29 protein-coding genes are annotated in these 24,747 nt (G+C 41.9%); 26 read left to right on the plus strand and 3 right to left on the minus strand.

The annotated features are described in order from the left end of the window. Positions 1-215: 215 nt before the first annotated feature. The 11 genes from TJ79_RS03745 to TJ79_RS03795 all read left to right on the plus strand — a co-directional run bounded on the left by TJ79_RS03745 (position 216) and on the right by TJ79_RS03795 (position 8,129). Complete coding sequence (locus TJ79_RS03745; RefSeq protein WP_040948959.1) at positions 216-668, plus strand: GNAT family N-acetyltransferase; 453 nt, start codon at positions 216-218, stop codon at positions 666-668. 246 nt (positions 669-914) lie between these two features. Beyond that, entirely contained in the window at positions 915-1,193 is a 279-nt protein-coding gene (locus tag TJ79_RS03750) for a hypothetical protein (protein ID WP_040948960.1), read from the plus strand. 242 nt (positions 1,194-1,435) lie between these two features. Beyond that, the gene (locus tag TJ79_RS03755; RefSeq protein ID WP_040948961.1) at positions 1,436-1,909 is read left to right on the plus strand and encodes a hypothetical protein; all 474 of its coding nucleotides are present in this window, start codon (positions 1,436-1,438) and stop codon (positions 1,907-1,909) included. Positions 1,910-2,141: 232 nt separating this feature from the next. Next, a complete protein-coding gene (locus TJ79_RS03760; protein ID WP_040948962.1) occupies positions 2,142-2,936 on the plus strand; it encodes an aminoglycoside adenylyltransferase domain-containing protein in 795 nt (264 codons plus the stop codon). A 203-nt stretch (positions 2,937-3,139) separates the two neighbouring features. Then, positions 3,140-3,625, plus strand: a complete 486-nt coding sequence (locus tag TJ79_RS03765; protein WP_040948963.1) for a DUF6985 domain-containing protein — start codon at positions 3,140-3,142, stop codon at positions 3,623-3,625. Between the two features lie 230 nt (positions 3,626-3,855). Beyond that, complete coding sequence (locus tag TJ79_RS03770; RefSeq protein WP_040948964.1) at positions 3,856-4,248, plus strand: YxiJ family protein; 393 nt, start codon at positions 3,856-3,858, stop codon at positions 4,246-4,248. 259 nt (positions 4,249-4,507) lie between these two features. Continuing rightward, positions 4,508-5,068: a hypothetical protein gene (locus TJ79_RS03775; RefSeq protein WP_040948965.1), complete on the plus strand. Its 561-nt coding sequence runs from the start codon at positions 4,508-4,510 to the stop codon at positions 5,066-5,068. 246 nt (positions 5,069-5,314) lie between these two features. Continuing rightward, positions 5,315-5,785, plus strand: a complete 471-nt coding sequence (locus TJ79_RS03780; protein ID WP_155987764.1) for a hypothetical protein — start codon at positions 5,315-5,317, stop codon at positions 5,783-5,785. A 210-nt stretch (positions 5,786-5,995) separates the two neighbouring features. Further along, the gene (locus TJ79_RS25660; RefSeq protein ID WP_052339227.1) at positions 5,996-6,379 is read left to right on the plus strand and encodes a VOC family protein; all 384 of its coding nucleotides are present in this window, start codon (positions 5,996-5,998) and stop codon (positions 6,377-6,379) included. Between the two features lie 289 nt (positions 6,380-6,668). After that, entirely contained in the window at positions 6,669-7,208 is a 540-nt protein-coding gene (locus TJ79_RS03790) for a GNAT family N-acetyltransferase (protein ID WP_081756682.1), read from the plus strand. A gap of 225 nt (positions 7,209-7,433) precedes the next feature. Then, entirely contained in the window at positions 7,434-8,129 is a 696-nt protein-coding gene (locus tag TJ79_RS03795; RefSeq protein WP_040948967.1) for a class I SAM-dependent methyltransferase, read from the plus strand. A 260-nt stretch (positions 8,130-8,389) separates the two neighbouring features. On the opposite strand, the gene TJ79_RS03800 is transcribed toward TJ79_RS03795, so the two are convergent. After that, positions 8,390-9,352 (minus strand): helix-turn-helix transcriptional regulator, encoded by a 963-nt coding sequence (locus tag TJ79_RS03800; protein WP_040948968.1) that lies wholly within the window; start codon positions 9,350-9,352, stop codon positions 8,390-8,392. Between the two features lie 114 nt (positions 9,353-9,466). Between TJ79_RS03800 and TJ79_RS03805 the strand changes: the two genes are divergently transcribed. From TJ79_RS03805 to TJ79_RS03860, 12 genes are all read left to right on the plus strand, one after another. Continuing rightward, entirely contained in the window at positions 9,467-10,423 is a 957-nt protein-coding gene (locus TJ79_RS03805) for a Gfo/Idh/MocA family protein (RefSeq protein WP_040948969.1), read from the plus strand. A 49-nt stretch (positions 10,424-10,472) separates the two neighbouring features. Beyond that, positions 10,473-11,396 carry an SDR family oxidoreductase gene (locus tag TJ79_RS03810; RefSeq protein ID WP_052339228.1) on the plus strand — a complete coding sequence of 308 codons (924 nt, stop codon included), beginning with the start codon at positions 10,473-10,475 and terminating at the stop codon, positions 11,394-11,396. Positions 11,397-11,878: 482 nt separating this feature from the next. After that, positions 11,879-12,661, plus strand: a complete 783-nt coding sequence (locus TJ79_RS25665) for an SPL family radical SAM protein (protein WP_052339229.1) — start codon at positions 11,879-11,881, stop codon at positions 12,659-12,661. Positions 12,662-12,844: 183 nt separating this feature from the next. Then, complete coding sequence (locus TJ79_RS03820; protein ID WP_040948970.1) at positions 12,845-13,795, plus strand: transglutaminase-like domain-containing protein; 951 nt, start codon at positions 12,845-12,847, stop codon at positions 13,793-13,795. A gap of 208 nt (positions 13,796-14,003) precedes the next feature. After that, positions 14,004-14,324, plus strand: a complete 321-nt coding sequence (gene trxA, locus TJ79_RS03825; RefSeq protein WP_040948971.1) for a thioredoxin — start codon at positions 14,004-14,006, stop codon at positions 14,322-14,324. A gap of 27 nt (positions 14,325-14,351) precedes the next feature. Further along, complete coding sequence (locus TJ79_RS03830; RefSeq protein WP_040948972.1) at positions 14,352-14,666, plus strand: rhodanese-like domain-containing protein; 315 nt, start codon at positions 14,352-14,354, stop codon at positions 14,664-14,666. 41 nt (positions 14,667-14,707) lie between these two features. After that, a complete protein-coding gene (locus TJ79_RS03835) occupies positions 14,708-15,094 on the plus strand; it encodes a rhodanese-like domain-containing protein (RefSeq protein WP_040948973.1) in 387 nt (128 codons plus the stop codon). Between the two features lie 87 nt (positions 15,095-15,181). Continuing rightward, positions 15,182-15,844: a hypothetical protein gene (locus TJ79_RS03840; protein ID WP_040948974.1), complete on the plus strand. Its 663-nt coding sequence runs from the start codon at positions 15,182-15,184 to the stop codon at positions 15,842-15,844. Between the two features lie 33 nt (positions 15,845-15,877). Then, positions 15,878-16,600 carry a cytochrome c biogenesis CcdA family protein gene (locus TJ79_RS03845; RefSeq protein ID WP_202903285.1) on the plus strand — a complete coding sequence of 241 codons (723 nt, stop codon included), beginning with the start codon at positions 15,878-15,880 and terminating at the stop codon, positions 16,598-16,600. Between the two features lie 12 nt (positions 16,601-16,612). Next, positions 16,613-17,179, plus strand: coding sequence for a peroxiredoxin family protein (locus TJ79_RS03850; RefSeq protein WP_040948975.1), 567 nt, complete (start codon positions 16,613-16,615; stop codon positions 17,177-17,179). A 41-nt stretch (positions 17,180-17,220) separates the two neighbouring features. Then, positions 17,221-17,616, plus strand: a complete 396-nt coding sequence (locus TJ79_RS03855) for a rhodanese-like domain-containing protein (RefSeq protein ID WP_052339230.1) — start codon at positions 17,221-17,223, stop codon at positions 17,614-17,616. Between the two features lie 17 nt (positions 17,617-17,633). Then, a complete protein-coding gene (locus TJ79_RS03860; RefSeq protein WP_040948976.1) occupies positions 17,634-17,894 on the plus strand; it encodes a metal-sensitive transcriptional regulator in 261 nt (86 codons plus the stop codon). 101 nt (positions 17,895-17,995) lie between these two features. On the opposite strand, the gene TJ79_RS03865 is transcribed toward TJ79_RS03860, so the two are convergent. After that, positions 17,996-20,476 (minus strand): FAD-dependent oxidoreductase, encoded by a 2,481-nt coding sequence (locus TJ79_RS03865; protein ID WP_040948977.1) that lies wholly within the window; start codon positions 20,474-20,476, stop codon positions 17,996-17,998. Between the two features lie 3 nt (positions 20,477-20,479). Then, positions 20,480-20,764 (minus strand): ArsR/SmtB family transcription factor, encoded by a 285-nt coding sequence (locus TJ79_RS03870; protein ID WP_040948978.1) that lies wholly within the window; start codon positions 20,762-20,764, stop codon positions 20,480-20,482. Between the two features lie 534 nt (positions 20,765-21,298). On the opposite strand from TJ79_RS03870, the gene TJ79_RS03875 reads away from it, so the two are divergent. The 3 genes from TJ79_RS03875 to TJ79_RS03885 all read left to right on the plus strand — a co-directional run bounded on the left by TJ79_RS03875 (position 21,299) and on the right by TJ79_RS03885 (position 24,657). Then, entirely contained in the window at positions 21,299-23,554 is a 2,256-nt protein-coding gene (locus TJ79_RS03875) for an ATP-binding cassette domain-containing protein (protein WP_040949073.1), read from the plus strand. 261 nt (positions 23,555-23,815) lie between these two features. Then, complete coding sequence (locus TJ79_RS25670; protein ID WP_052339231.1) at positions 23,816-24,373, plus strand: hypothetical protein; 558 nt, start codon at positions 23,816-23,818, stop codon at positions 24,371-24,373. 23 nt (positions 24,374-24,396) lie between these two features. Next, positions 24,397-24,657, plus strand: a complete 261-nt coding sequence (locus TJ79_RS03885; RefSeq protein WP_238322766.1) for a hypothetical protein — start codon at positions 24,397-24,399, stop codon at positions 24,655-24,657. Positions 24,658-24,747 lie beyond the last annotated feature (90 nt).

Genomic DNA, 24,747 nt, shown 5'->3' on the forward strand with positions numbered 1-24,747 from the left:
TTATTCCCGCTACGGAGCTAACGCTCTTTGGTCGGCCCGAGGTTATTCGGTGAAGAGGATCAGGCAGACAACCCTGCGAGACTAAGTGGCGGAGCCACCCGGCACTGACGTGCCTTAAGCCTCTCGGGTTCGGAAATACAACAACGTTATATGAAATCGACTACTGATAATATTATTGGAAATTCAATGAAGATCTTATAGATGGGGGAATTTTCGTGGATGTTAGAAATATTAATAAGGGTGAATCAAGTAGAGTACTTAGACTAGTGGAGCAATGTGGGCCATATGTTGCACCGCACAACCTATATGTGTACTGGATGCTTGAAAACTATTATACATCGACGTGTAAAGTCATGGAACATGACAGTGAATTAATTGGTTTTATTAGTGGAATGCCAAGCGTAGATAATAAATCTTTATTTATTTGGCAGATATGTGTGCATAAAGAATATCGAAACCAAGGAATTGCATTCTTATTATTGGATTCAATATTGCAAAGTGCAAGAGAGATAGGATATAGGTTTATGGAATTATCCATATCAGAAAATAATAATGCAAGCCAGAGCTTTTTTGAGAAATATGCTCGAACTAATCAATTAAAAACAGTTGAAAAACGTAAAGAACACATTGGAAGTACAATAGAAGTAATAATTAAGTACGAATTATAGAAGAGTATTTTGGAATAATTCAAGAAGCAGTCGACTTCACCTAACAGCATATTCCCACTGCGGCCGGTTACGCCGTCCTTGGTCTACACGAGGTTTTTCGATGGAGTGATTCATGCAGGCAACCCTGCGAGGCTAAGTGGCAAGCCACCGGCCTGACGGCCTTAAACCTCTCGGGTTTGGGAATACAACAACGTTAGATGAAATGGCCGAGAGCTTGAATAACGACAAAATCATCGGGGTGATTGAATGTTTGAATTTTTTATAGAAGATGTCTTTAAGATCACTGGAAGAGGCTATGTACTAGGGGGAGTAATTAATGATCCTAAAGCATTATTAAGAGTTGGAGAGACATTAATCGTGAAGGACAATAAAGAGAAAAAGCTATACGTTAATTCAATTGAAATGCTTAATTATGGAAGCGACTATGAAAACAGACGATTAGATCAGATAGGGATATTAGTAGATATTTCGAATGAGGATGCAACTGAAATTAAAGGGAAAATACTGATTAAAGAAACTGAATGAAGATCTTATTTATGTAATTCAAGAAGTCGGTCACTTCATATAATACCGTTTTCCCGTCTGCGGGCCTAGCGGCCCTTGGTCTGCCCGAAGTTTTTCGGTGAAGATGAGTCAGGCAGACAACCCTGCAAGGCTAAGAGGCGGAGCCACCCGGCCCTAATGGACCTTAAGCCTCTCGGGTTCGTGAACACAACAACGTTAGATGAAAGAACTTGAAGAGATATTAATGAAATCGAGGATCTCAAATGTCAAATCATATAAATGATTTTAAAGATCAAGTGGAAGTTATTAATCCGATTGAAGCAGAGACTTTTAGAAAGTCTTATTTGGATTGTTTTATTAATACAAATAGTAAACAGTACATTGATAACATAGAGAAACTTTATTTATTTTCAGATGGCTTTTGTTATATAGGATATTTATGGGATTGCTTAAATCAAAAGCGCCCCGATGATTTTGAAAATTTAATAAATGAACTTCCGATTACTCCGATCCTTGTGATGTGGGATATTCATTCGAAAGAACGAATTTTCATTGATAATTATTGGATTTTTAACAAGGCAGATATTATTAGACTGGATAAAGAAAAGCTCATTAATAATCTAGAGCTTTTACCTGAAGACATTTATATTTTTGATGAGTCTTTAAAGTGGTCAATAATTTTTACACATGAAGAAATCACTCAAGGAAAAAGATATTGTTTAAAGATAGCTGTCTAGTATGACCGAAGATGCCAAGTTCCATCATCTAACACAGTATTCACGCAGCGGGCCTGACGGCCCTAGGTCTGCAGATGTTGTTCTATGAGGCAGAATCAGCAGACAACCCTGCGAGTCTAAGTGGCGGAGCCACCCGGTCCTAGCGGACCTTAAGCCTCTGGGGATTCGGGAATACAACAACGTTAGATGGAATTGGTGCGTTTTTAAATAAAATAGAATGAGGAAAATTCTTATGAAGAAGTATTCTTTTCAAGACGATAAATTAGTTGAAACTCTTAGAAATTTCATATGCATGTTACAGAATGATTTAAATGATCAACTAGATAGTGTCTATATTTACGGTTCAGCTTTATATAATGACCTTTGTCCAGGCTATGGTGATTTAGATTTTCTTGTTATCGTAAGAAACAACTTGGATGAAAGTACTGTCTCTACTCTAATCTCGAGAAGAAGCGAATTAAAGTTAGGGGAATATGGCACTTACGCAAGTATGCTTGAAGGCGCCTTCTTACCAATATCAATGATAACTGCTGGAGAAGAAGGTGTTGCATTATGGTGGGGTTCAAGAAGTGAAAGGATCTGGGAAACGAATCAACTTGATCAATTTACTTTATATGCAATTAAACATGAAGGTATTTGTATACATGGCAATTTTGATAGGAAATTATTACCGGAAATAGGGTGTGATGAAATAAGGGGATTTATAAGTCAATTCATTAGTTCGATGAAGTTGCATGGAAAAGGCGGTAGATTACATTCAATAGATTGGTTATTGCTAACTTCGAAATTTATTTGTTGGTTACGAGAAGGAAGAATACTATCAAAGAGTCAAGCAGCTGATTGGGGTATCGCTAATATTGAAAGTAGTTGGACAAAGCATTTAAAGAGATCAAAGGAATTACGAAAAGAACCACACAAACAAAACTTAAATGAGTATAGTGAATGGCTAATGGACTTGGAAATTGTAATTCAAGAAGCATGCAAAGATTTAGAACTGCAACTCGAGAAAGGCCCCAACTTCTTATAACACCGTATTCCCACCGTAGCCGGCTACGCCGAACTTGGTCTGCCCGAGGATTTTCGAGGAAGATGATTCAGACAGACAACCTTGTGAGGCTAAGTGGCGGAGCCACCCGCTCACTATGTTCGCTTAAGCCTCTCGGGCTCGTGAATACAGCAACGTTAGGTGAAATTCTCGAATAACTATAAATTGAATGGAGATGTTCGAAGATGGAATCAAATAATTCTAATACATGTAATGCCAGAGATGAAGTATATTTTTCATTGTATGAAACGTACATTGGATTGGAAGTTGATGACGATATCCCAAATGAATACATTAACTTGTGTGTCGAATATCTTAATAATTTGAGTGAAGAGATTATTCTATCTATTTGTACTTACTCGCTTGATTATTGTAAAGATGTCATGAAAAATTATTGTGATGTTGAGTTTATTGATGGGCTGCATAAGATTATCTCTTTAAGAGATATACTGAATTATATGAAACCTGTATCATTACAAATTGATCAACCAGATTATTGGTATATTCCAGCGATAAATCTATATTTTAAATGTGCTTGGGATCAAGACAATGATATGCAGGTACTAATAAATAATGATCGAGTTGTTTATGTTGGTCCATACGAAGGTTTGGATTGTTGGTTAAAGAACTTATCTGAATGGAGTAATTATGTAACAGGATATAAGATTTAGAACGTAATAGCGTATTCAGAAGAAGTTGAGAACTTCAACAATGCATTCCAGCATCGGGCCGGCTTTTCCGTCCCTCGGTTGCCGCGAGGCATTTCGGAGAAACAAACTCAGGCAACACATCCCTTTCCTGGACATCATGAATCCGAGAACGTTATATGAAACCGTCTCAGTACTGTGTTAAGTCAATATTCAAATAGGTGATGCTTATTCTTACAATTGCTATTAATAGGTTGAAAAACGAAATTTCGGAAATTTACTCTAAAGAGTATTTATGTATATCACTTTATCTGGATATTATTAGACTACAAAAAGATTTTGAAGAGATGTTCTTAAGATATGTTCCGAATGAGAGTATAAATGCGGATTTTGATGTTTATGAGTCCTTTATCATCGGGTTAGCTTCAGGTGGAATTGATAGCAGATTAGGAGATGCATTGGAAAGATATAAATTAAAAGTTTGGTTAAACAAGTCTTTTTTTGAATGGTTTCCGAAATATAGATTTCTTGAACCCTATGATTTATCAGAGTATGTAGAGCTTAACAATGCTATGAAAGTCGTAGACAACCTTAGAAGAAAATTAATTAATTTAATACGTCTAAAAGAAAATGGGGATCCTTTCTAGATCATATTCTTTGTAAGTTTTCTCGGTGAAGTAGATGGTCAGATTACACCATATTCCCGCTGCGGCCGGCTACGCCGACCTTGATCTGCCAGAGGTATTTCGGTGATGTAGATTCAGGCAGACAACCCTGCGAGATTAAGTGGCGGAGCCACCCGGTCCTGGCGGACCTTAAGCCTCTCGGGTTCGTGAATACAAGAACGTTAGATGAAATGCCCTAAATTCTTAATTATAAGAGGTGATTTTTATAGATATTGAAACGATGGTTACACAAATTAACGATAAATTCGTTTCAGCGATATTCCTAAATCAAAGTGACATTGGAATAGAAAACTCTGTTTATCCTGAAACACAAATTAATCTATATGGTGATAATAAAGCCCTCTTTACATTAGGCGCTCTATTTAATCTAGTTCAGAAAGAAACAAACTTAGTGATATATCTAGTAGGATCTTCGGATAAAGATTTTGATTTTGTTTTCTTTCACGGAACTAGTAATCCGTTATCATTTAAGGATTTATTTGAAATCAAAAGACAGGCAAGTAAATTAAAGAAGCCTAAAAAATATTGTCTAGAAATTAATGCTGAAATGGCAATTGATAGATTAAATGAATCATGGAAACTTAATGATCTATATTCAATAAGGTCTGAAGGTCAATTAATATCAATGAGTTGCAACCTTCTTGGATTAAGACTCGCTAAAGTCATATGCAAGTCACTTATTGAAACAGGTGAAGGACATACTCATTTTGATGGTTTTTCTACGAAGAGAAGCCTTGAATTAATCCTAAGAAATAAAGAGACTGATTGGATGTTTCAATGAAGAGGGCACTTCAGATAAGACAGCATTCACGCGGTGGGGCCAGACGGCCCCTTGGGTCGCCAGATGGTTTTCGGGGAAGCCAGAAACAGGCGACAACTCAGGACTAACTAACCGCATTGCGACCCGGGCATTTACAGTCCTTAAGCCGGTGAGGGTTCTTGAATACAAGAACGTTAATTGAAATTAATGCAAGTGAGGTGCAAAAAATCCTTGTTCTTCTTTCCAGACGAAGTAACTGATTTTTTCATGAAGTTCTTAAGTAAAGAAGAAAATGTATTAGTTGATTTTGAACAATGGGTCTATGACAATAATTTTTTGTCGCAACTAGGTAATAATACATATGATTTTTTTGTATCTTTTAATTTTCATAGCCTCTACACTGAAAAAGATTTAGAAGATTTTATACTAAATCTATATCAAGAGAAACATGTTGATATTAACAAAGAAAGGGTAACTTGGATTGTAAGTCGTATGGTTGATGGGTCTCACGATCTTATAACAGGATGTGCTGAAATATCTCAGCTACGATCGTTTGAGAAAGGCAATGAATATATACCGATTTTATATGTAGGTTACGATAGTGAAATTGAAGATATTAATTATCGATATAGTAATTTGGCAGAAGAAGAACAAACTAAAAAGAAGAAACTACTGGAATTGTATAAAGAAGAAATTCTTAAACTTTCTATTAAGTTTTTAGATACCATTATTGAGTAATTTCAATGGAGGCATTAACTTCAATTAAAACCACATTCACGCATCTGGCCTCTACCGAGGATCTTCGGTCGCAAAGTAGAATATTAAAGAAGTAGATTCAGGCGACAACTCTGCAAAGCCACCTGGTCGCGTTCGCGATCTTAAGCCTTTCGAGTTCGTGAATGCCAAACTTTACCTGAAATTGATGCGAAAAGAAAGGGAGATAAAGAGATGAAAGCAAAAGTAAAACAGATTGAATGCGTTTATATTCCCATCACTAACCCATATGTGTCTGCAGAATGGTATCAGAAGAATCTAGGCCTCGAACTAAGAAATCCAGTGACAGAGGATCAAGTGCAATTAAGAATAGGTGAGAATCAAGCGATATTTTTGATTAAGACTAAGGAGAAAACTACCTTGAACTATATTGAAGTGGGTGGGACAGAAATGTCAGCAATTACACTTGAAGTCACAAACATAGAAGAAATTTATAACAATATGAAAACAAATGGTGCAAGAATTGAAGGCATTAATGAAACAGATGGTTGTGGGAATTTCTTTGATGTATATGATCCTGATGGTAATAAGATATCCATATGGGGTGGATGGAAATAACACTTGTACGATTTTAGAAGACGGCATCAACTGCATTTCAAGGAAGCGATTCAGGCGGATTACCCTGTAAAACCGAGTGGCGGAGGCACCCGGCAGCAAGCTGCCTTTAGCCTCCTGTTTTCGTGAATACAACAACGTTATCGGAAATTGCTTAAGCATATGTTCGACGGTGACACTCAGCAGCAACTTGTAAAAGAACAGAAACCATACGATAAACACAGTTGAAGGAACATTGGTGCGCTTTATATAAGATAGAGCCAGTTAATCAAATCGAGGAAGGTAAAAAACGATGATAATGGAAACAGAAAGACTTATAGTCCGTCAGTTTGACCCAAGTGATTGGATAGATTTGTACGAATATCTTTCTCAAGAGAATGTGCTTAAGTATGAGCCTGGATCCGTAAGTAATGAAGAAGACTGTAAACGTATGGCTACTGAACGTTCACAGGGTAATCATTTTTGGGCAGTTTGCCTGAAAGAAACAAATAAACTGATTGGCCATGTATATTTTGAGCAGAAAGAGCCGAAAGAGTTTCTAACGTGGGAGATTGGATACATTTTTAACCCCGCGTATTATGGTAAAGGCTATGCGACCGAGGCCTGCCAAAAGTTGTTGAAGATCGGTTTTGAAGAATTAGGTGCACATAGAGTAATGGCTTTATGCAACCCTGAAAACGCTCCCTCGTGGAGACTATTAGAACGTCTGTTGATGCGTCGTGAAGGCTTTTTCAAGAAGGAAGTTTATTTTAATAAAACAGAAAGTGGACAGCCTATATGGCAGGATACGTATCAATACGCAATCTTGAAAGAAGAGCAAAACATTATCTAGGCGTATTACAAAGAAGTGGCAACACTGCGAGGCTAAGTCTTCGACCTGGCCGTAATCGGCTTTAAGCCTCTCGTGCTCGGGAATGCAAGCACGTAATGGAATTTCCAGCAAACCCTATAAAAATACGAACGAACATTCTATAAAATATGGGCTTTTATGGTAAAATGGAGAGGTGCAATTGAAGGGATAATACTGAAATAATGTAATGGGAGATTGAGGAGTAAAATGGACAACCAATTGGAATTAGTTTCAAAATCGTACGATAAAGCTATTGATTTTGGGAGGAAGGGAATTGATTTATACGAAGATTTACCAGAGCATATCACAAATCATCCCGACTACCCTTTGTTTCAAAGGCTGAAAATAGAAGGCGAACTTTCCGATAGTGGACGCAAGGAAATCAAGGACTATCTATCTCCAGATACAAATATGAATTTTATTGATCTTGGATGCTGTTTAAACCTAATGTTTAATGGGTATGATAAATGGCTCTCAACATATCATGGGGTTGATATAAGCAGCAAAACCATCCAGCTCCTTAATGAGTTTGTTAACAAAAAGAAATTGTCTGTAGGACTATTAATTTGCGGAAGTATACATGAAACGCCTTTTGAAGATAATTACTTTGATATTGGCGCATGCGTCGGTATACTTGAGTATTTTGAAAAAGATTTTGTTGAAAAAGCAATCGTAGAAGCTCATCGAATCATAAAAGCATATGGAAAATTTGTTCTTGATATTCCTAACTTTGATAGCCCACTCTTCCGAATTACGATGTTAATTGAAGAGCATTTAGGTAGACCTGATAAATTTAATATGTCATCTCAAGAATTTGATGTTATGCTTCAAGATTACTTTGAAATAGAAAAAAAAGAAAACGTAGCCGGCATGATTCAATATTTTTTGAGTTGTAAAAAGTAATATCATCGCATTCGACGCTGCGGTTCGGGACGAGCCGGGGCAATGAAGGCAATGACTTTATAATAACACCGTATACTATTGCCGCTCAGTTTTCCTGCCGGGAAATGAGCGGCTTTTTCTTTTAAGTATGACATAGATGAGGGATATTGAATGACGGTATAGTTTTCGACTGCACACGCCATTCATTGTTATTGATTATAAGATTAGGTGCAGGATCTTTTCCTATATCCGCTACTGGGGCTATGAAAAAGTCGGATCAATCATTCTTCCCGGTACATCCTATCGAGTTGTCTTAATTCTTCTTTTACATACTCTCTGAGTGCTTTTGGTTCAAGTATTTCGGCCTGCCCAATGAGCCAACCGACTTCATTGCAAGCAAGATCATACCTGTGCATGTTGACAGCAGCGAGAACATTATCTTGTTCCTCTTTGGAGTAAAGCACTTCCAACTTGCTCAGAATGCCTGTCTTTTCTTTCCTGACCTTAAGTAATACCGGATAATGCTCCTGTTCTTTGCGAACACTAATGAATTCTTTGCGTTGGGTCTTCCAATGGACTTCCAAAGAGAAATCCGGGGGAATGGCAAACTCCTCATTCAACAGCTCGGCCTGTTCGATTCTTTCGCATTTTAAGGTTCGGATCGCTTCTGCCCTCTCACAAAAAGCAACCAGATACCAATCAGTCATTTTCACCACAAGACCATATGGATGTACGATTCTCGCCGATTGTTCGCCGTTTATTTTGCGATATTGGATGACTGCTTTTTTACTATGCCAGACCGCAGATCTTAAAGTCTCGAGACATGTGATCGGCGTACGCTTTGTCCACCACGGAGTATCGTCAAAATAAAACCTGACTTTCGCTTTCTGAATATCTGTTTGATAAGCTTCCGGAAGGCTCTTTTCTAATTTGAGCAGGGCATTTTTTAACTTTAACCCCGATTCACTATGCCCGTCAGAATGAATGCCCATCCCTGTCAAATACAAATGGATGACATCATCGCCGCGCAGTTGTTTAAGATTGACCGTGTAACCTTCCATCAGACGAATTCCGCCAGAAGGACCTGTCTCTGTCGCAATAGGTATACCTGCCTCTGCAAGGGTATCAATGTCTCTATAGATCGTACGCACGGAGGTTTCTAATGCATCGGCAAGGTCTTTTGCTTTGATCCTCCCTCTGGATTCCATCAACAACAAAATGGCAATTAATCGATGTAGTCCCATTGCGCTGCCTCCCCAGATTCCAATGTCGTCATTCTCTATCTTTATATTAATGACATACAGATGTCAACAATACTGGTTTATGATGAATTCAGATCACGTAAGGGGGAGTGACTTATGAAAATAGGAGTGTTAGGTACGGGGTTTGGAGCTTATCATGCTCAGGTGTTGTCGAAGATGGAATGGGTTGACCATATCGTCGTATTCGGAAGGAACAGAGAAAAGCTACTTCAGCTGAAGAAGGAACTTGGTGTTGAAACCACAACATGCATTGAGGATATTCTACACGATCCCGGTATCGACGTGGTCGATAATTGCTTACCATCTCACCTGCACCGCCAATACTCTATTGAAGCGTTAAAAAACGGCAAGCATGTATTTTGCGAGACTCCGGTTTGTTTGAGCCTGGAGGACGCACAAGCCATGAATCTGGCTGTAGAGCAGTACAAGAAAAGAATTTTGGTCAATCAGTTTATTAAGTTCTCTCCTGCTTACCAGTATCTTTACGATGCGGTGAAGCAACAAACGTTTGGAAACCTGATATCCCTCTCGGTTGTAAGAGAAACTCCACCGATATGGGGGGAGTTGGGGCTTTCTACGATTTCAACAAATCTCATGATTCACGACATAGACTTCATCGTATGGATACTTGGAATCCCAGAGCGGTTAACCGTCTGGGGCAGAGAGATGATGAAGGAGGGTCAATCGCAAGTTCGCGCATTTTTCAACTATCGCGATACGGTTGCCGAGGTGACAGGTTCATCCCATATGCCGGAGTCCTATCCGTTCACGGTAGGGTTTCAGGCATATTTTGAGAAGGCCAAGCTCGAATACAGCGGAGCATTTGTGGGAGACCGGTTCGAAGAAACATTTTATGAGTATACCGGTGCTGGAAAACAAAAGGTTATCCCGAATGGTGGAGATCCATATGAAAAAGCGATTGAGCATGCCCTTCACTGTTTTGAAAAAGACGCCGATTCCGTGATCGAGCTCAATGAAGCGATACGGTCATTGGAAATAGCCGTTGAATTGAAGAATAGGCTTATGCAGAATCGCCCTCATTCTCCTTCATAAACCATGCACTAAAATCAATTGGTCTTAAGAAAAGGGGATGAAATCAAGGATGGGAAAAATTTTGGAGAATCGTATAGCACTGGTAGCTGGAGCAACTCGAGGTGCGGGTCGAGCGATTGCAATTGAACTCGCCCGAGCCGGAGCTTTTGTTTATGCCACAGGGCGAAGCAGTCGCAAAGAGGGTCCTTCAGAAATGGATCGTCCCGAAACAATTGAAGAGACAGAAGATTTAATCCGAAGCGTAGGGGGAGAGGGACTTGGTATCCGCACTGATCATCTAGACCCTGAACAAGTTCGTTCCCTTATCCAACAGATTGACGATCGGCACCATCGTCTCGACATATTAGTTAACGATATCTTTGGCGGTGATCGGTATGCTCAATGGGATAAACGGCTGTGGGAGCATGATTTGAACGGTGGACTCAGAATGATGCGCATGGGTATCGATACGCATTTGATCACTCTTTACTATGCATTGCCATTAATGCTTCGGGGAGAAAAAGGGATCGTAATTGAAATGACCGATGGAACTGCAGAAGCAAATACGGAGTTCCGTCAAAACGTAGGATTTTATTACGACCTAGTAAAAACAAACGTAGGACGTATCGTGAAAGGGCTTGCGTACGAATTAACCCATTATCCCGTGACACCTCTTGCAGTCACTCCAGGATGGCTTAGATCAGAAGCCATGCTTCAAAATTTCGGCGTGACCGAACAAAGATGGCAGGAAGCTTGTCAAACCACACCTGGGTTTGCGATCTCCGAGTCGCCAACATATGTTGCTCGGGGCATTGCTAAACTGGTAGCCGACCCGGAGAATTCGCGTTTTTCGGGAAGCATATTAACAGCCCATCAACTTGCCGAGTTCTATGATGTCACTGATATCGATGGTTCACGACCAGATTGCTGGGGACTTATCGCGAAACATGGCTGGAACTGTGAAGATGTTAGCGTAATCCAAAAATTTCGCTGATGACGGACGTCATAAATCAAGCATCATGAATTCAAGTTAACATAATATATAGGTAATTGATATTCACGTTGCGGAACTTACGCACCTTGGTTGCAAGATGTATAATCATGGAAGAAGCTCAGACAACAAACGCCCCAGCCTAAGATGAGAGTTATCTAAGGCTGGGGCGTTTCGTGAATACAAGAAAGGAAAAATTAGTATTTTAAGCAAGAAGGTTGTCAATGAAGCAGGGAGATGAAGGTATGAATTTTATCGGGCCAAATAATTCTAGTTGATAATCTTGAACGTCGTGAATACGGGAACACTAGCTGAAATCAATCGAAAACATAAAAAAACCATAGATCAATATATGACCCATGGATTCGTATGTCGTTTTTTTTCAAGACCTTATTCAACATCATATCAAATCAGTAATTATAAGTCTATATTTTTTTCGAGGATTAATTTACCATCTTGTTATAAGATGAATGGAGATGGTAAAAATGCTCAAAGAAATATTTGTTAATCGTGCAATGACTTATGAATATCCCCCGGATGGGGGGACAATACCGATTATAGACCCGTACGATGGATGTACAATTGGATGTCCTTATTGTTTCCAATTAGTCGATGAGACTTGGAATACTAACTTGAATGTTAAACTCAATATTTCGGATGTTTTGCAAAAAGAACTTATTCAATGGAATAAAGAAGATATTGTGTACTTGGGTAGTAAGTGTGATCCTTATATGGAGATAGAACGGAAATACCAATTAACAAGAAAATGTTTACTTGAATTAAGTAAGTTAGATTTGAAATGCATGGTTACAACTAAAGCCGGATCAAAACTTATTTTTAGAGATATAGATGTAATAAAACCTATGGGAAACAATTTTACTTTACTTTTAGGATTATCTAACCTACATCAGTTGAGTAAGGTCGATGATTATACTCTTATGAGTAATATACAGACAGCAAATCAGTTACATCGAATGGGAATTACTGTATGGGTATTTATTACTCCGATTTTACCTGGAATTACAGATGTAGATTTAATGATTAATGCAATAGATCAAGACATCCCTGTATTTTTAGATAAGGTTAGATTAGAACGAAACACTAGACCAGCATTAGAGTTGGAACGTTTCATCGACAATCATTACCCTCATTTAGTTAAGACTTACAAAGACATAATATATAATAATACGGATGTTTACTATGAAGATATTAAAGAAAAGTGGGGTAAAAGTGAGAGAGTAAAGTTTGTATTCGAGTCGAGTAATTAATAATTTTGAAAAAGAATAACTGCAAGTAGCTCATACAACACACAACCCAGCCTAAGATAAGAGCTATCTAAGGCTGGGTCGCTTTCGTGAATGTCAAACGTTAGATGAAATGTCCTAAACCATAAAGTAAACAGTATTCAATCTCCTTCTAATGTATGAGATATTATCGGAAAGAGGTAAGAGATGAAAGTTTATATAAAATTTTTTATTTTAACAAATATCATTATGCTTTCATTAAGTGCTTGTAACATCAGTAAAACCAGTAAGACCAGAGTATTTCAAGTTACCGAAACCTATAGGGTCACATCTTCAAAAGGCTCAAGTGTTTTTTTGACTGTTGAACTTCCAGTTAGCTATGGTTATCAAAGCATCGAAGCTATTGAAGTTAAGAATGTTGATGTCTATTATTTTGAAGATAAAGAAGATTATAGAATCCTTCACGCTGAATTGAGAGGTAGTAATAATGAAAAAGAAGTAAAGATCAAATATAAAGCATCATTATTAAACCGAGAACATACGTGGCTTATGGATAATAAGGCAGAGTATTTGTCTCATAATGGGATTATAAACGCCGATAATCAAAGCATCATTAAGGCAACATTACCGCTTGTCGTTAAGAATGATGAATATTTAACAGCTAAAAAAATTTCATCTTTTGTATCGAAATCAATCAAATTTGATGGCAACGAGAAAATAAACAAAGATATGATAAGTGCTTCTGATGTCTTGGCTGAAGGAAAAGGGATCTGCCATGACTATGCAAATTTAACAGTAGCTATGCTTCGAAGTTCGGGTATTCCAGCAAGAGTAATTGAAGGATTAGTTTATAATGATTTGAAAAAATCGGTTGATTGGTCTTCATCTGCCGGGTCGCATGCTTGGGTGGAGTTTTATACATTGGGTAAATGGCATTTTGCTGACCCAACTTGGGGGAATTCCTATTTTGACAAGCCAGATGGATACCATCTCTCTTACGGAGCAGATAGGAGTTCTAAGAATAAAATTGATTATAAAAGTATAGAAAATGATGGTTACAAAATAATTGGTGCAATGACGGCACCTATTAGATTTAGTGCATGGTCAGATGATTTTAATGCGAGTATCATACCTAGGGTAGTTATAAACAAACAGTAATTGCATATATGAGAAAATTTATTACACGTAACGATAGCTGCCGATGACCCGGCAGTTTTTTTGTTTTCTTTTTTTGCTAGCCTTCACAATGATTCTACATAGTCAAAAAGAGGCAAAGACCAGACGCGTTGACTTTTATGAGAAGCAGATTTATACTCTAAATATACCCCATGGGGTATTCGAATAATACTACTGGAGGGAAATTGTGATGGCAATTGTGAATGTTACTGATCGGACGTTCGAACAGGATGTCCTTCGTGCGAATAAGCCCGTATTAGTTGATTTTTGGGCTCCATGGTGCGGTCCATGCCGTATGATTGCACCTGAATTGGAACGTTTGTCACAAGAGTTGGGTGATACCGTAACGATCGCGAAAGTCAATGTAGATGAAAACCCGATGCTGCCTTCTATATATAAGGTACAAGGTATTCCTACCCTGAAACTATTTGCTGGCGGTAAGGATGTAGAGACTGTGGTTGGTCTCCGTCCCGGTAGCTATTTGAAACAAATGATTCAGAAATACATCTAATTAGATCTCGAAGGGGAGTTTGAACAAATGAGCACTATTCGTCAATGGTCTCCAGCAGAAGTTGCAGAACGGCTTGATAATGGAGAAAAACTATTCATCCTGGATATAAGAGAAGATGGAGAATGGGTATCCGGACACATTCCAGGAGCCCGTCACCTTCCTCTTGGACAGTTGCCGTACCGGCATGACGTGTTGGATCGAAACACAGAAATGGTAGTCGTATGTCTAAGCGGCGGTCGCAGCTCGAATGCCTGTGAGTATCTTGCAGACTTAGGCTATAAAGTCGTTAATATGCCGGGTGGCATGTCGATGTGGCCCGGAAAGGTGATTATGGGACGTTAAAGATAAGCTACATCTTGAGGAATGGAGGAAAGTAAAAAGGAATGAGCACTTCTAATGTTATCTACATCGTACTCGGTGTATTTTTGATCTGGATGATGTATAAGCAGTTTGCGCCTATCAAAGGCTTGCATCAGTTGAACGAAGGGGCATTTCGCAAAAAGATGGATGAAAGCCGGGACAAACAGCTTTTGGACGTCAGAGAACCTCACGAATTTAAACATGGACATATTCCAGGGGCTATTAACATTCCCCTTTCCCAGCTAGTGGGGCGGGTGAGTGAGATTCCCCAGAACAAACAAACCTTCCTGTACTGTCAGAGCGGCATGCGCAGCAAGCAAGCGGCAAGGAAACTGCTAAAAAGCGGGTTCCCTGAGGTCACCCATCTGGTAGGCGGCATTTCGGCTTGGTCCGGCAAGAAAACCAAATAAACAATAATGGAGCAGAGGCCCGTGAACGGCCCCTGCTTTCTTATCATGCATCTAGTCCGGATTATCTGATTGTTAAGGAAGGTGAACATGAGCATCATCTCTCTAGGCCCATTGATGATAAGATCAGACTTGTTTGTTTTAATTCTGTCTGCGGCGTTTGGGTATTTGATATTCCATCTGCGGCTCCACGGAAAGGACGAACGCACCGAAGCAGCGGATCTACTGATAAATTCATTTATCTTAGGATTTCTTACCTGGAAGTTTAGTCTGCTGTTGCTTCACCCTGTTTATACCCTCTCCCGACCGATGTCTCTTCTATATTATAGCGGTGGCGAAAAGGGGCTTTGGCTCGCTCATGTCTTCGCAGTTGTTTATATTTGGCGACGTTTGAAATACAAGCAGCATCTGGTAAAACCTTATCTTCAAGGAGGCACGTTAGCCTATTTGTCTTTTCGTTTGGCGGAGGCATCGCTTTTGTGGGGGATGGAAGGCACGGAGGGGTTTAGTCGCCCATTAGGGGTCATTCTATATGCTGTTCTAACGGGCTGGGCTTGGTTTCGGTTTGAGTCACCGTTGAAAACAATCGTTAACCTGGGGTTGTGGTATTGCATTGGATCCGTTTTGCTAGGGTACCTCTACGAAATCCGGGAGCCGATATTTGCCGGGTTATCCGCAAACCAGATTCTCTTTGCGCTGTTGGCTGTTGGGCTTCTTCTTTTGGATAATCGGCTACACAAACCTAGGCGGTAAATAGGTTCGGATCACGAAAAAGGAAGGAGGATGATGGTGTCTGTCGTGACATTGATAGTAGCTTTTGCGGCTGGCATGCTTTCTTTTTTTTCACCATGCGTATTTCCGCTCATGCCAGCTTATGTATCCCAGTTGACTGGCTCTCTTGTACGGGACGGCAGAGTGTGGGCGGACAAATGGGTTCTGCTGCTACGCTCGATTAGCTTCATCCTGGGATTCAGCATCATCTTCATCTTGATGGGGGCATCTGCGTCTACAGTAGGACAATTTCTCATGGAGCGGCGGACTCTAATCGAAAAGCTGGGTGGACTCCTCATCGTCCTGTTTGGCTTGCAGATGGCTGGGCTTTTGAATTTAAAGTTTCTGATGAAGCAAATAAGCTGGCAGGGAAAAGGCAAAACGGGAAGGGGAGGACCGGATTCCTTTTTGATGGGTCTGGCTTTCGGGGCGGGATGGACTCCTTGTGTAGGCCTCGCCCTATCTTCCATTCTCATGCTGGCTGGTTCTGCCGATACCGTGTTCAGTGGAATTGTACTGTTAGTTATGTATTCACTGGGCCTCGGAATCCCTTTTCTTATCATTACTTTGCTCATCACGTACTCTTTAGGGTATATGAAACGCATAAACCGAATACTGCCGATCTTGTCTAAAATCAACGGTTGGATTCTCGTTGGTATGGGTGTTCTTATGTATACCAGCCAACTGCAGAAAATCAGTGCCTGGCTATCACAGTTCACCTTTTTCAACATGTTATAAGGAGGCATACTGATGAAAAAAAACGGGATCGCAATCACGATCCTTGCCGGATTGATCCTTTGGGGAATATTTGACTACATGAAAAAGCCCAATAATACTCTAGCTCCTGCACCCAGCTCGATTTCGGCTTCAGTTCCGGAAGGGGTCACGAAAGGGAAACGAGCACCTGACTTCCAGTTGACTGACCTTAACGGCAATGCAATCAAACTCACCGATTTCCGCGGCAAGACGGTACTGCTAAATTTTTGGGCCACCTGGTGCCCCCCTTGTAAGGTTGAAATGCCCCAAATGCGTGATTTTTACACGCAGTACAAGCACAAAGATGTCATTATTCTAGGCGTGAATCTGACGGATACCGAGAAAAACGCTGGACATGTTCAATCTTTTGCGAGCGAAAATGGACTAACCTTCCCAATCGTTCTCGATAAGAAGGGAGTGGTGGCTGATCTTTATCGTGTGGCCGCCTATCCTACAACTTTCATCATAGACCCGGATGGAATCATACGGGATAAGTTTCAGGGAGCCATCGATTTCGATACCATGAAAGACGCATACGCGAAAGCTAAAAAAGATAGCTAGGGTTCATCTGTTGGTTGATTTGCTGACATGGAGGTTTAACGGTGAAAGTTTGGCTTTTTCTGATAGGTCTCATTGTCGGATGGAAAGTAAGGTTTGTTTTTCCGGTGAGGGGGATCAAATTCGTTGATTTATCTTTCTTAACCGATGCCTCCGACCCCGTAAATTTAAAAATGCTCGATATCCGGGATTCGGCCGATTATTTGGAGCAGCATTTGCCGGAAACCATTAATATATCGCTGGGCCGTCTTCCGTTTGTATGGGATAAGGAATTATCTCCTGACAATCATGTGCTCATTATGGGGGAAAAACGACGGCATTGTAAAAAGGCTGCACATATTTTGAAGCGTGCCGGATTTGTCCATCTCTATATCCTGAAAGACAAGGCACTTATTGCTAAGCTTACGAAATTCATCCATAATATACCCATCAAGGTATAAGAGAAAGGAAGAACCTCATGAAATATGATAATGATGTGATGAGGCGCTTGAAGCGGATGGAAGGACAGGTTCGTGGGGTTATCAAAATGATGGAGGAAGACAAAAACTGTAAAGACGTCATAACCCAATTGTCAGCGATTCGCAGCGCAGCGGATAAGGCAATGGCATACATCGTTGCCGTGAATTTGGAGCAGTGTATTTTGGAGGAGCAGGAAAAAGGTAACGATACCGGCAAACTAGTGAAAGATGCCGTTGAGCTCCTCGTCAAGAGCAGGTAATTATTATTCATATCCTTTTCTTCGGAAATTTAAAAAAGAACCCTGACGATTCAGGGTTCTTTTGTTCTGCTTAATTGAATGTTGAAGCCGTAGGGAATTCTCTAAATAAACAAATTATGTCCGGATTGATCCGCTTTACCAAGGTAATATCCTACGCCACCGATACCGACGCCATCAATCAGTTCTTCCCGAGCAATTCCCATAAGATCCATCGACATTTGGCAGGCAACGATTTCGACACCTTGATCAATGGCCGTTTGGATCAATTCTTCCAGAGAAGATACGTTTTTGCTCTTCATGAGACCGCGGATCATTCGGGAGCCGGCGCCCAGCATGTTCATTTTCGACAAGCTCAGTTTTCGGCTGCCTCGCGGCATCATCGCTCCGAACATTTTACCCATAAAGTCTTTATGAACAGGAACCTTTTGATGCTTACGAATGATATTCAAACCCCAAAAGGTGAAGAACATCGTTACCTTTTTTCCGCTGGCAGCTGCGCCATTGGCAATGATAAAGGAAGCGATCGCTTTATCCAAATCACCGCTAAACACGACCATCGTGCTAGCCTCGTGGGTGCTCGCCTGTTCCGCCGGAGCCTTTGCCTGTGCCGTCGAGTCCCCTTTGCAAACATAAGCTTCAATGGTTCCATCCGGCAATTTAGTGACTTGCATGAGACGATTCCGCGACATTTGAGCCCACGCTTTTATATCTTCAAAGAAGCCTGGATCCGAAGCGTTCACTTTGAGAATTTGACCATCCGACAGTTTGTCGATGCTTTGCTTAACCTGGATGAGGGGCCCAGGGCAGCACAGACCGCAAGCGTCTAATACAGCATCCGGAGTAAGGGGTTCTGCTGCTGTAGAGGGGGCTGCAACGGCAGCTTCTTTGCTTGCCTTGGTCAATTCCATTGATAGATCAACATGGTCAAACTTCTTTGGTATATAGTTGCTCATCTGATAGGTTTTGTAGCCACCGGTAAGGTTTTTCACGCGATATGCTTTTTGCTGCAAAATCCGGGAAGCCGTATATCCTCTCAAACCGACTTGACAATAGACCCAAATCTCCTTGCTCGGATCCAGTTCATCCAAACGTGAACGGAGTTCATCCACCGGTATGTTTACTGAACCTTCAATATGGCCATTGGCGTGTTCCATATCGGTACGGACGTCTACAAGCAAGGTGGTCTTCACATCTCGGTTCGCCAAGTCGGCAGGAACAAACACCTCCGTCTTTCCTGTCAAAACGTTTTCCGCTGCGTATCCCGCCATGTTAACCGGATCTTTTGCGGAAGAATAGGGAGGGGCATAGGAGAGTTCCAGTTCCGATAAGTCCGTGACGGTTCCTCTGAATCGAATTACGGTAGCGATGTCGTCGATTCGTTTATCGACACCGTTATAACCAACGGCTTGAGCTCCCAAAACGATCCCTTGATCGTTAAATAACAGCTTCAGCGAGAGAGGAGTAGCTCCCGGATAATAAGAAGCGTGGGAATTCGGATGAATATGGACGACGTGATAAGGGATGTTCAATCTTTGCAGCGTTTTTTCGTTATTTCCTGTAGCTGCGCCCGTCAATCCGAATACTTTTATAATCGATGTGCCTTGAGAACCTTTGTAGGTGGTTCCAAGTCCACATACATTATCAGCCGCGATCCGTCCCTGTTTGTTAGCTGGCCCTGCAAGAGGAATGGCTGTTTTCTTTCCGTTCACAAAGTCTACGACTTCTACTGCGTCCCCCACCGCATAAACATTATCCAGATTGGTTTCCATCCGCTCATTCACCAGTAGATGACCACGGGGGCCAAACTCTAAGCCGCTGTCCCGAAGGAAATCTGTATCCGGTGCAACACCAATGGCAAGAAGTACCATTTCGCTGCGTAGAGCCGTACCGCTGGAAAGTTTTACTTCGATCTGATCACCGACATCTTCAAAGCTCTGGACCATCTCGGAGAGAATAAGGCGGACGCCCTTATCTTCCAGATCTTTTGCCAAGACAGAAGCTATTTCCGGATCGAAAGGAGCCAGTATTTGTGGAGCAGCCTCAATCAAAGCAACGTCCAAGCCTGCTTCTTTTAAGTTCTCGGCCATTTCGACTCCAATAAAGCCCCCGCCGATCACAATGGCTGACCGGGTGCCTTCCTCACTGACTTTCGCTTTGACTTTGTCCGTGTCAGGGATGTTTCGGAGTGTGTGAATTTTGGAACTATTTATTCCAGGCAAACCTGGACGAATTGGCTTTGCTCCCGGAGACAGGATAAGGGCATCATAGCTTTCCTCATAATTTCCCCGATCCTTGCTTTGGACTAAAACTATTTTGTTTGTGGGATCTATAGAAACGACCTCACTCTGGGTCCGGACATCGATATTAAAACGCTGATTCATCGCTTCCGGCGTTTGCACTAACAGCTTGGAGCGATCTTGAATGGAGCCCCCAATGTAGTAGGGAAGACCGCAGTTTGCAAAAGAGATATAAGGGTCCCGTTCAAACATGATGATCTGCGCATCTTCATCCAATCTGCGAAGACGAGCGGCTGCAGAAGCTCCTCCCGCAACTCCACCGACTATGAGAACTTTTTTACTCATGATTTATTTCTCTCCTAAAAATAATGTAATTAGCTGTTTAACTTTCTCGTCCTTTACGGAATAAATCACTTCCAACCCCTTACGCTCGGTTTCGACAATTCCTAATGAGCGAAGCCTTTGAAGGTGCTGCGATACGGTGGACTGAGGAAGATCCAAGCACTCCTGCATATAGGAGACGTTACAGCATCCCTTTTCCAGCAATCCTTTAATGATGCATAGCCTAACAGGGTGCGCGATAGCTTTTAGCGTTTCAGCAGCTTGATTATAAGATTTGAAATTATTATCCATATATAGAAGCACCTCGTTCTTTTATTCACATATTCAAATAATATAATATATGAGCAATAAAGACAATTGTACTTCAATTATGGGCACTCGAATATTCACCTCCAAGCCGTAGAAGTCTATCGTTGAAAGAAAATTAACATTTATGAAATTGTATATTTAAATATTACGATATTATTTGGAATAGTCAATGATCAAAATATGATCAAATTGTTACATGCTTCGGTTAATCGGCTGACAGAGAGGTGTTACTGGTTGAATATGGTTTAGGGCATACTATCAAAAAATAGACGTTGTTGACACGACGCCATTTGGTGTCCTATAGTGAAAATGTGACCAAATAGTGTCCAAAATGAAGGGGCTTGTATGGCTGAACGAATTGGATAACCAGAATCAACCTTAACCGGCTGCATGCAGTTTGCAGCCGGTTTGTGTCTACATCGGACAAGCTGACATGTTCTGACGTTCGGTCAAGCTCGCATGATCGTTCTGATGTGAATAGGAGTAGGAATTGACATGATCGGAAGGATGGTAAACATGAGCGACTCGAATCAGGAATATATCGTGATCACAGGTGCGAGGGAGAATAATCTCAAAAACGTTTCCTTACGCATTCCCAAGCGGAAGATCACGATCTTCACCGGAGTATCCGGGTCAGGGAAATCATCGATCGTCTTCGATACGATTGCTGCAGAATCTACGCGATTACTGAATGAGAACTTCAGCATGTTCGTGCGCACTTTTCTTCCCAAAGTTCCGCAGCCGGATACGGACGCGATCGAGAACCTGAGCATGGCTGTAATTGTGGACCAGAAACGGCTGGGCGGAGGTTCCCATTCTACGATGGGCACGATTACTGACATTTCTCCTATTCTCCGCCTTTTTTTCTCCCGAGCGGGTCAGCCCCATGTTGGGCCAGCGAACATGTTCTCGTTTAACGATCCGCAAGGCATGTGTCCCGAGTGCAACGGAATCGGTCGCAGCCTGAGTGTTGATATGAGTAAGGCGCTGGATAAGTCAAAGTCGTTGAATGAAGGGGCAATCTTGCTACCGGGTTATACTGTAGACGGATGGGAATGGAACATGATCGTGCAGTCGGGAGATTATGATCTCGACAAGAAGCTAAGTGATTATTCAGATGAGGAACTGGAACACCTGCTATTTGCCAAGGCAAGGAAAGTGAAGATGGATTTTGCCGGTAAGGCAACGAATATTACAGTAGAAGGCGTCATTGAGAAGTTCACCAATAAATACATCAAGCAGGATGTGAAAACGAAGTCCGAGCGCACACAACAAGCAGTTGCACCGTACATTTCCGAAGGTCCCTGCTCCAGCTGCCATGGCGCGAGGCTCAGTCAAGCCGCACTTAGCTGCAGGATCAATGGATACAACATTGCGGAGCTTTCCTCCATGGAGGTCGGACAGCTCATCCGTGTCATTCGGGAAATTAGTGACCCTGTCGCTGAATCGGTCGTTAAGTCACTGACGGAGCGACTGCAGCACCTGGTAGATATCGGACTTGATTATTTGACGCTGGACCGCGAGACGGATACATTGTCGGGCGGCGAATCGCAGCGCGTCAAGATGGTAAAGCACCTTAGCGGAAGTCTGGTGGATGTCACTTATATCTTCGATGAGCCTAGCATTGGCTTGCATCCCCGTGATGTTCATCGGTTAAATGAACTGCTTCTGAAGCTGCGTGACAAGGGCAATACCGTGATTGTCGTCGAGCATGATCCCGATGTGATCAAGTTGGCGGATTATATTTTCGACGTAGGTCCTCATGCCGGCAGTCACGGAGGAACCATCGTTTACGAAGGAAGTTACCAAGGGTTGCTGGACGCAGGAACTTTGACGGGCACCCATATGAAGCGGCAGCTCCAACTGAAGCATGATAGCAGGCAGCCATCCGGCAAGCTGTCTATCAAGAATGCCACACTGCACAACTTGCAGAACGTGAGTGTAGATATTCCAACCGGAGTGCTGACAGCAGTTACGGGGGTCGCAGGCTCGGGCAAGAGTACGCTGATTAACGAAGTATTCCTCAGTCAGTTTCCAGATGCGATTGTCATTGACCAATCGGCAATAGGAGTGTCAACACGGTCGAATCCGGCGACCTACACGGGCATTATGGATGATGTGCGCAAGGCTTTTGCTTCCGTGAACAAGGTCAACCAAGGTTTGTTCAGCTTCAACTCCAAGGGGGCCTGCGAGAACTGCCAAGGACTGGGCGTTGTGTATATAGACTTTTCATTTTTTGACACCGTGAAGCTGCCATGCGAAGTATGCGGGGGCAAACGGTTCAAAGATGAGGTGCTCGCTTACAAGCTAAACGGGAAGTCTATTGCAGAAGTGCTGGAGATGACGGTGGAACAGGCATTGGATTTTTTTCAGCAAAAAGAGATTGTGCGCAAGCTTCAGGCGTTGAGTGATGTAGGTCTGAACTATATTACACTCGGCCAGCCGCTCAGCACGCTTTCGGGCGGGGAATGCCAGCGTATCAAGCTGGCTAGCGAGCTGCAAAAGAACGGCAGTATCTACGTATTGGACGAGCCGACGACCGGCCTGCATATGTCAGATATCGGTCACCTTCTGGAGATCCTGAACCGCCTCGTGGATGCCGGCAATACAGTGATCGTCATCGAACACAATCTCGATGTGATCTGCCAAGCGGATTGGATCATTGATATGGGACCGGACGGAGGCAGCAAGGGGGGACGGGTTGTGTTCGAGGGCACACCCTCACAGATCATCCATGCGGAGCAGTCAATTACGGGAAAATATTTGAGGTGATCATTACATTTTAAAGAAGTCCGCGTATATCGCGGGCTTTTTTTGTGAGACATTCCGATGCATTTTAGGGAAAAGGCATTACGAACCGATGTTACCATCAAACTGCAGCATTCCAGCAAATGCATATGACGGGTTAATGAGCTTTTGATCTATAGGCAAATTTCACTTGAATTAGGCAACACATCGGAATGGCGGAATACAATATTAGGCACACCTCCCTTTTGAGGTGTGGCTTGACATTTGTCCATCAGGGGGGATCGTATGAACATGAACCAGCAGAGGGCATTTGTGATTTTCAATAAACTATTCGTGAACACCATTGAAGACTCATCCGGCATTTTTATTGGAACCAACCAAGCAATCGGTTGGTCTTCATCCAGCAAGACCAATCAGGGCTTCGGCACCCTTCAGAATAGCACCCTCTCCAACATTGCGAGTGTCGTCTATGACTCGGATGTGATGGATGCATCTATTGATGATGCGACGAGCATAACCCTTGCCGAGTTAAACCATCCACTGCGGCAGTGCGCTATCGATTTTAATGCCATTCATGCGAATGTTGTAACCGACGGCTCAGCCATCGATCTCGGAGACAACACGCAATTAGGGTGGAGAAGCTCCCTAAAAAGCAATTATGGTTTTGGCAAAAGCTATGGCAGCAACCGGGTTAACCAAGTGGTCAGTATGACCGTTGACGACGATGCTGTCGATGCGCCTATTCAATATGCAGGACAAATTATAGAGAGTGTTCAAACTGATGAAAAGAACATTCGGATTACTCAGAAACAAGGGGACCACGATCCAAACGGTTCAGAATGAGATGAGCAAGGTCTTCCTCGGGGGTGAGCCATTTGGCCGTTTTTATTTCACTGACAGCCGGAGCGATTAACGTAAATGCGTTGAACAGAGGCAGCGTCATTGCTGTCGGAGAAATATCCCAGCCCGGTTGGAATCAAAATGGCAAAATGAACTTAGGGAACGGTGAATTATTCGGTGCTAACGTTCAAGCCTGCTTTGTTACCACCATTCTTGATAATGATGTCATTGATAATCCGATGTCTGAAATTGAACCCGCTACGTCGATTCAAAATAAAGTTGTTTAAGTTGAGAAATACGGAACTCGGAAAGGGAGAATGGTTGTGACTAAGAAAATGGATCCTTGCATTCGCTGCTCAAAAGTTCCCAGCGAAAAC

It is taken from the genome of Gorillibacterium massiliense (assembly GCF_000455485.1).
Lineage (GTDB): Bacteria > Bacillota > Bacilli > Paenibacillales > NBRC-103111 > Gorillibacterium > Gorillibacterium massiliense.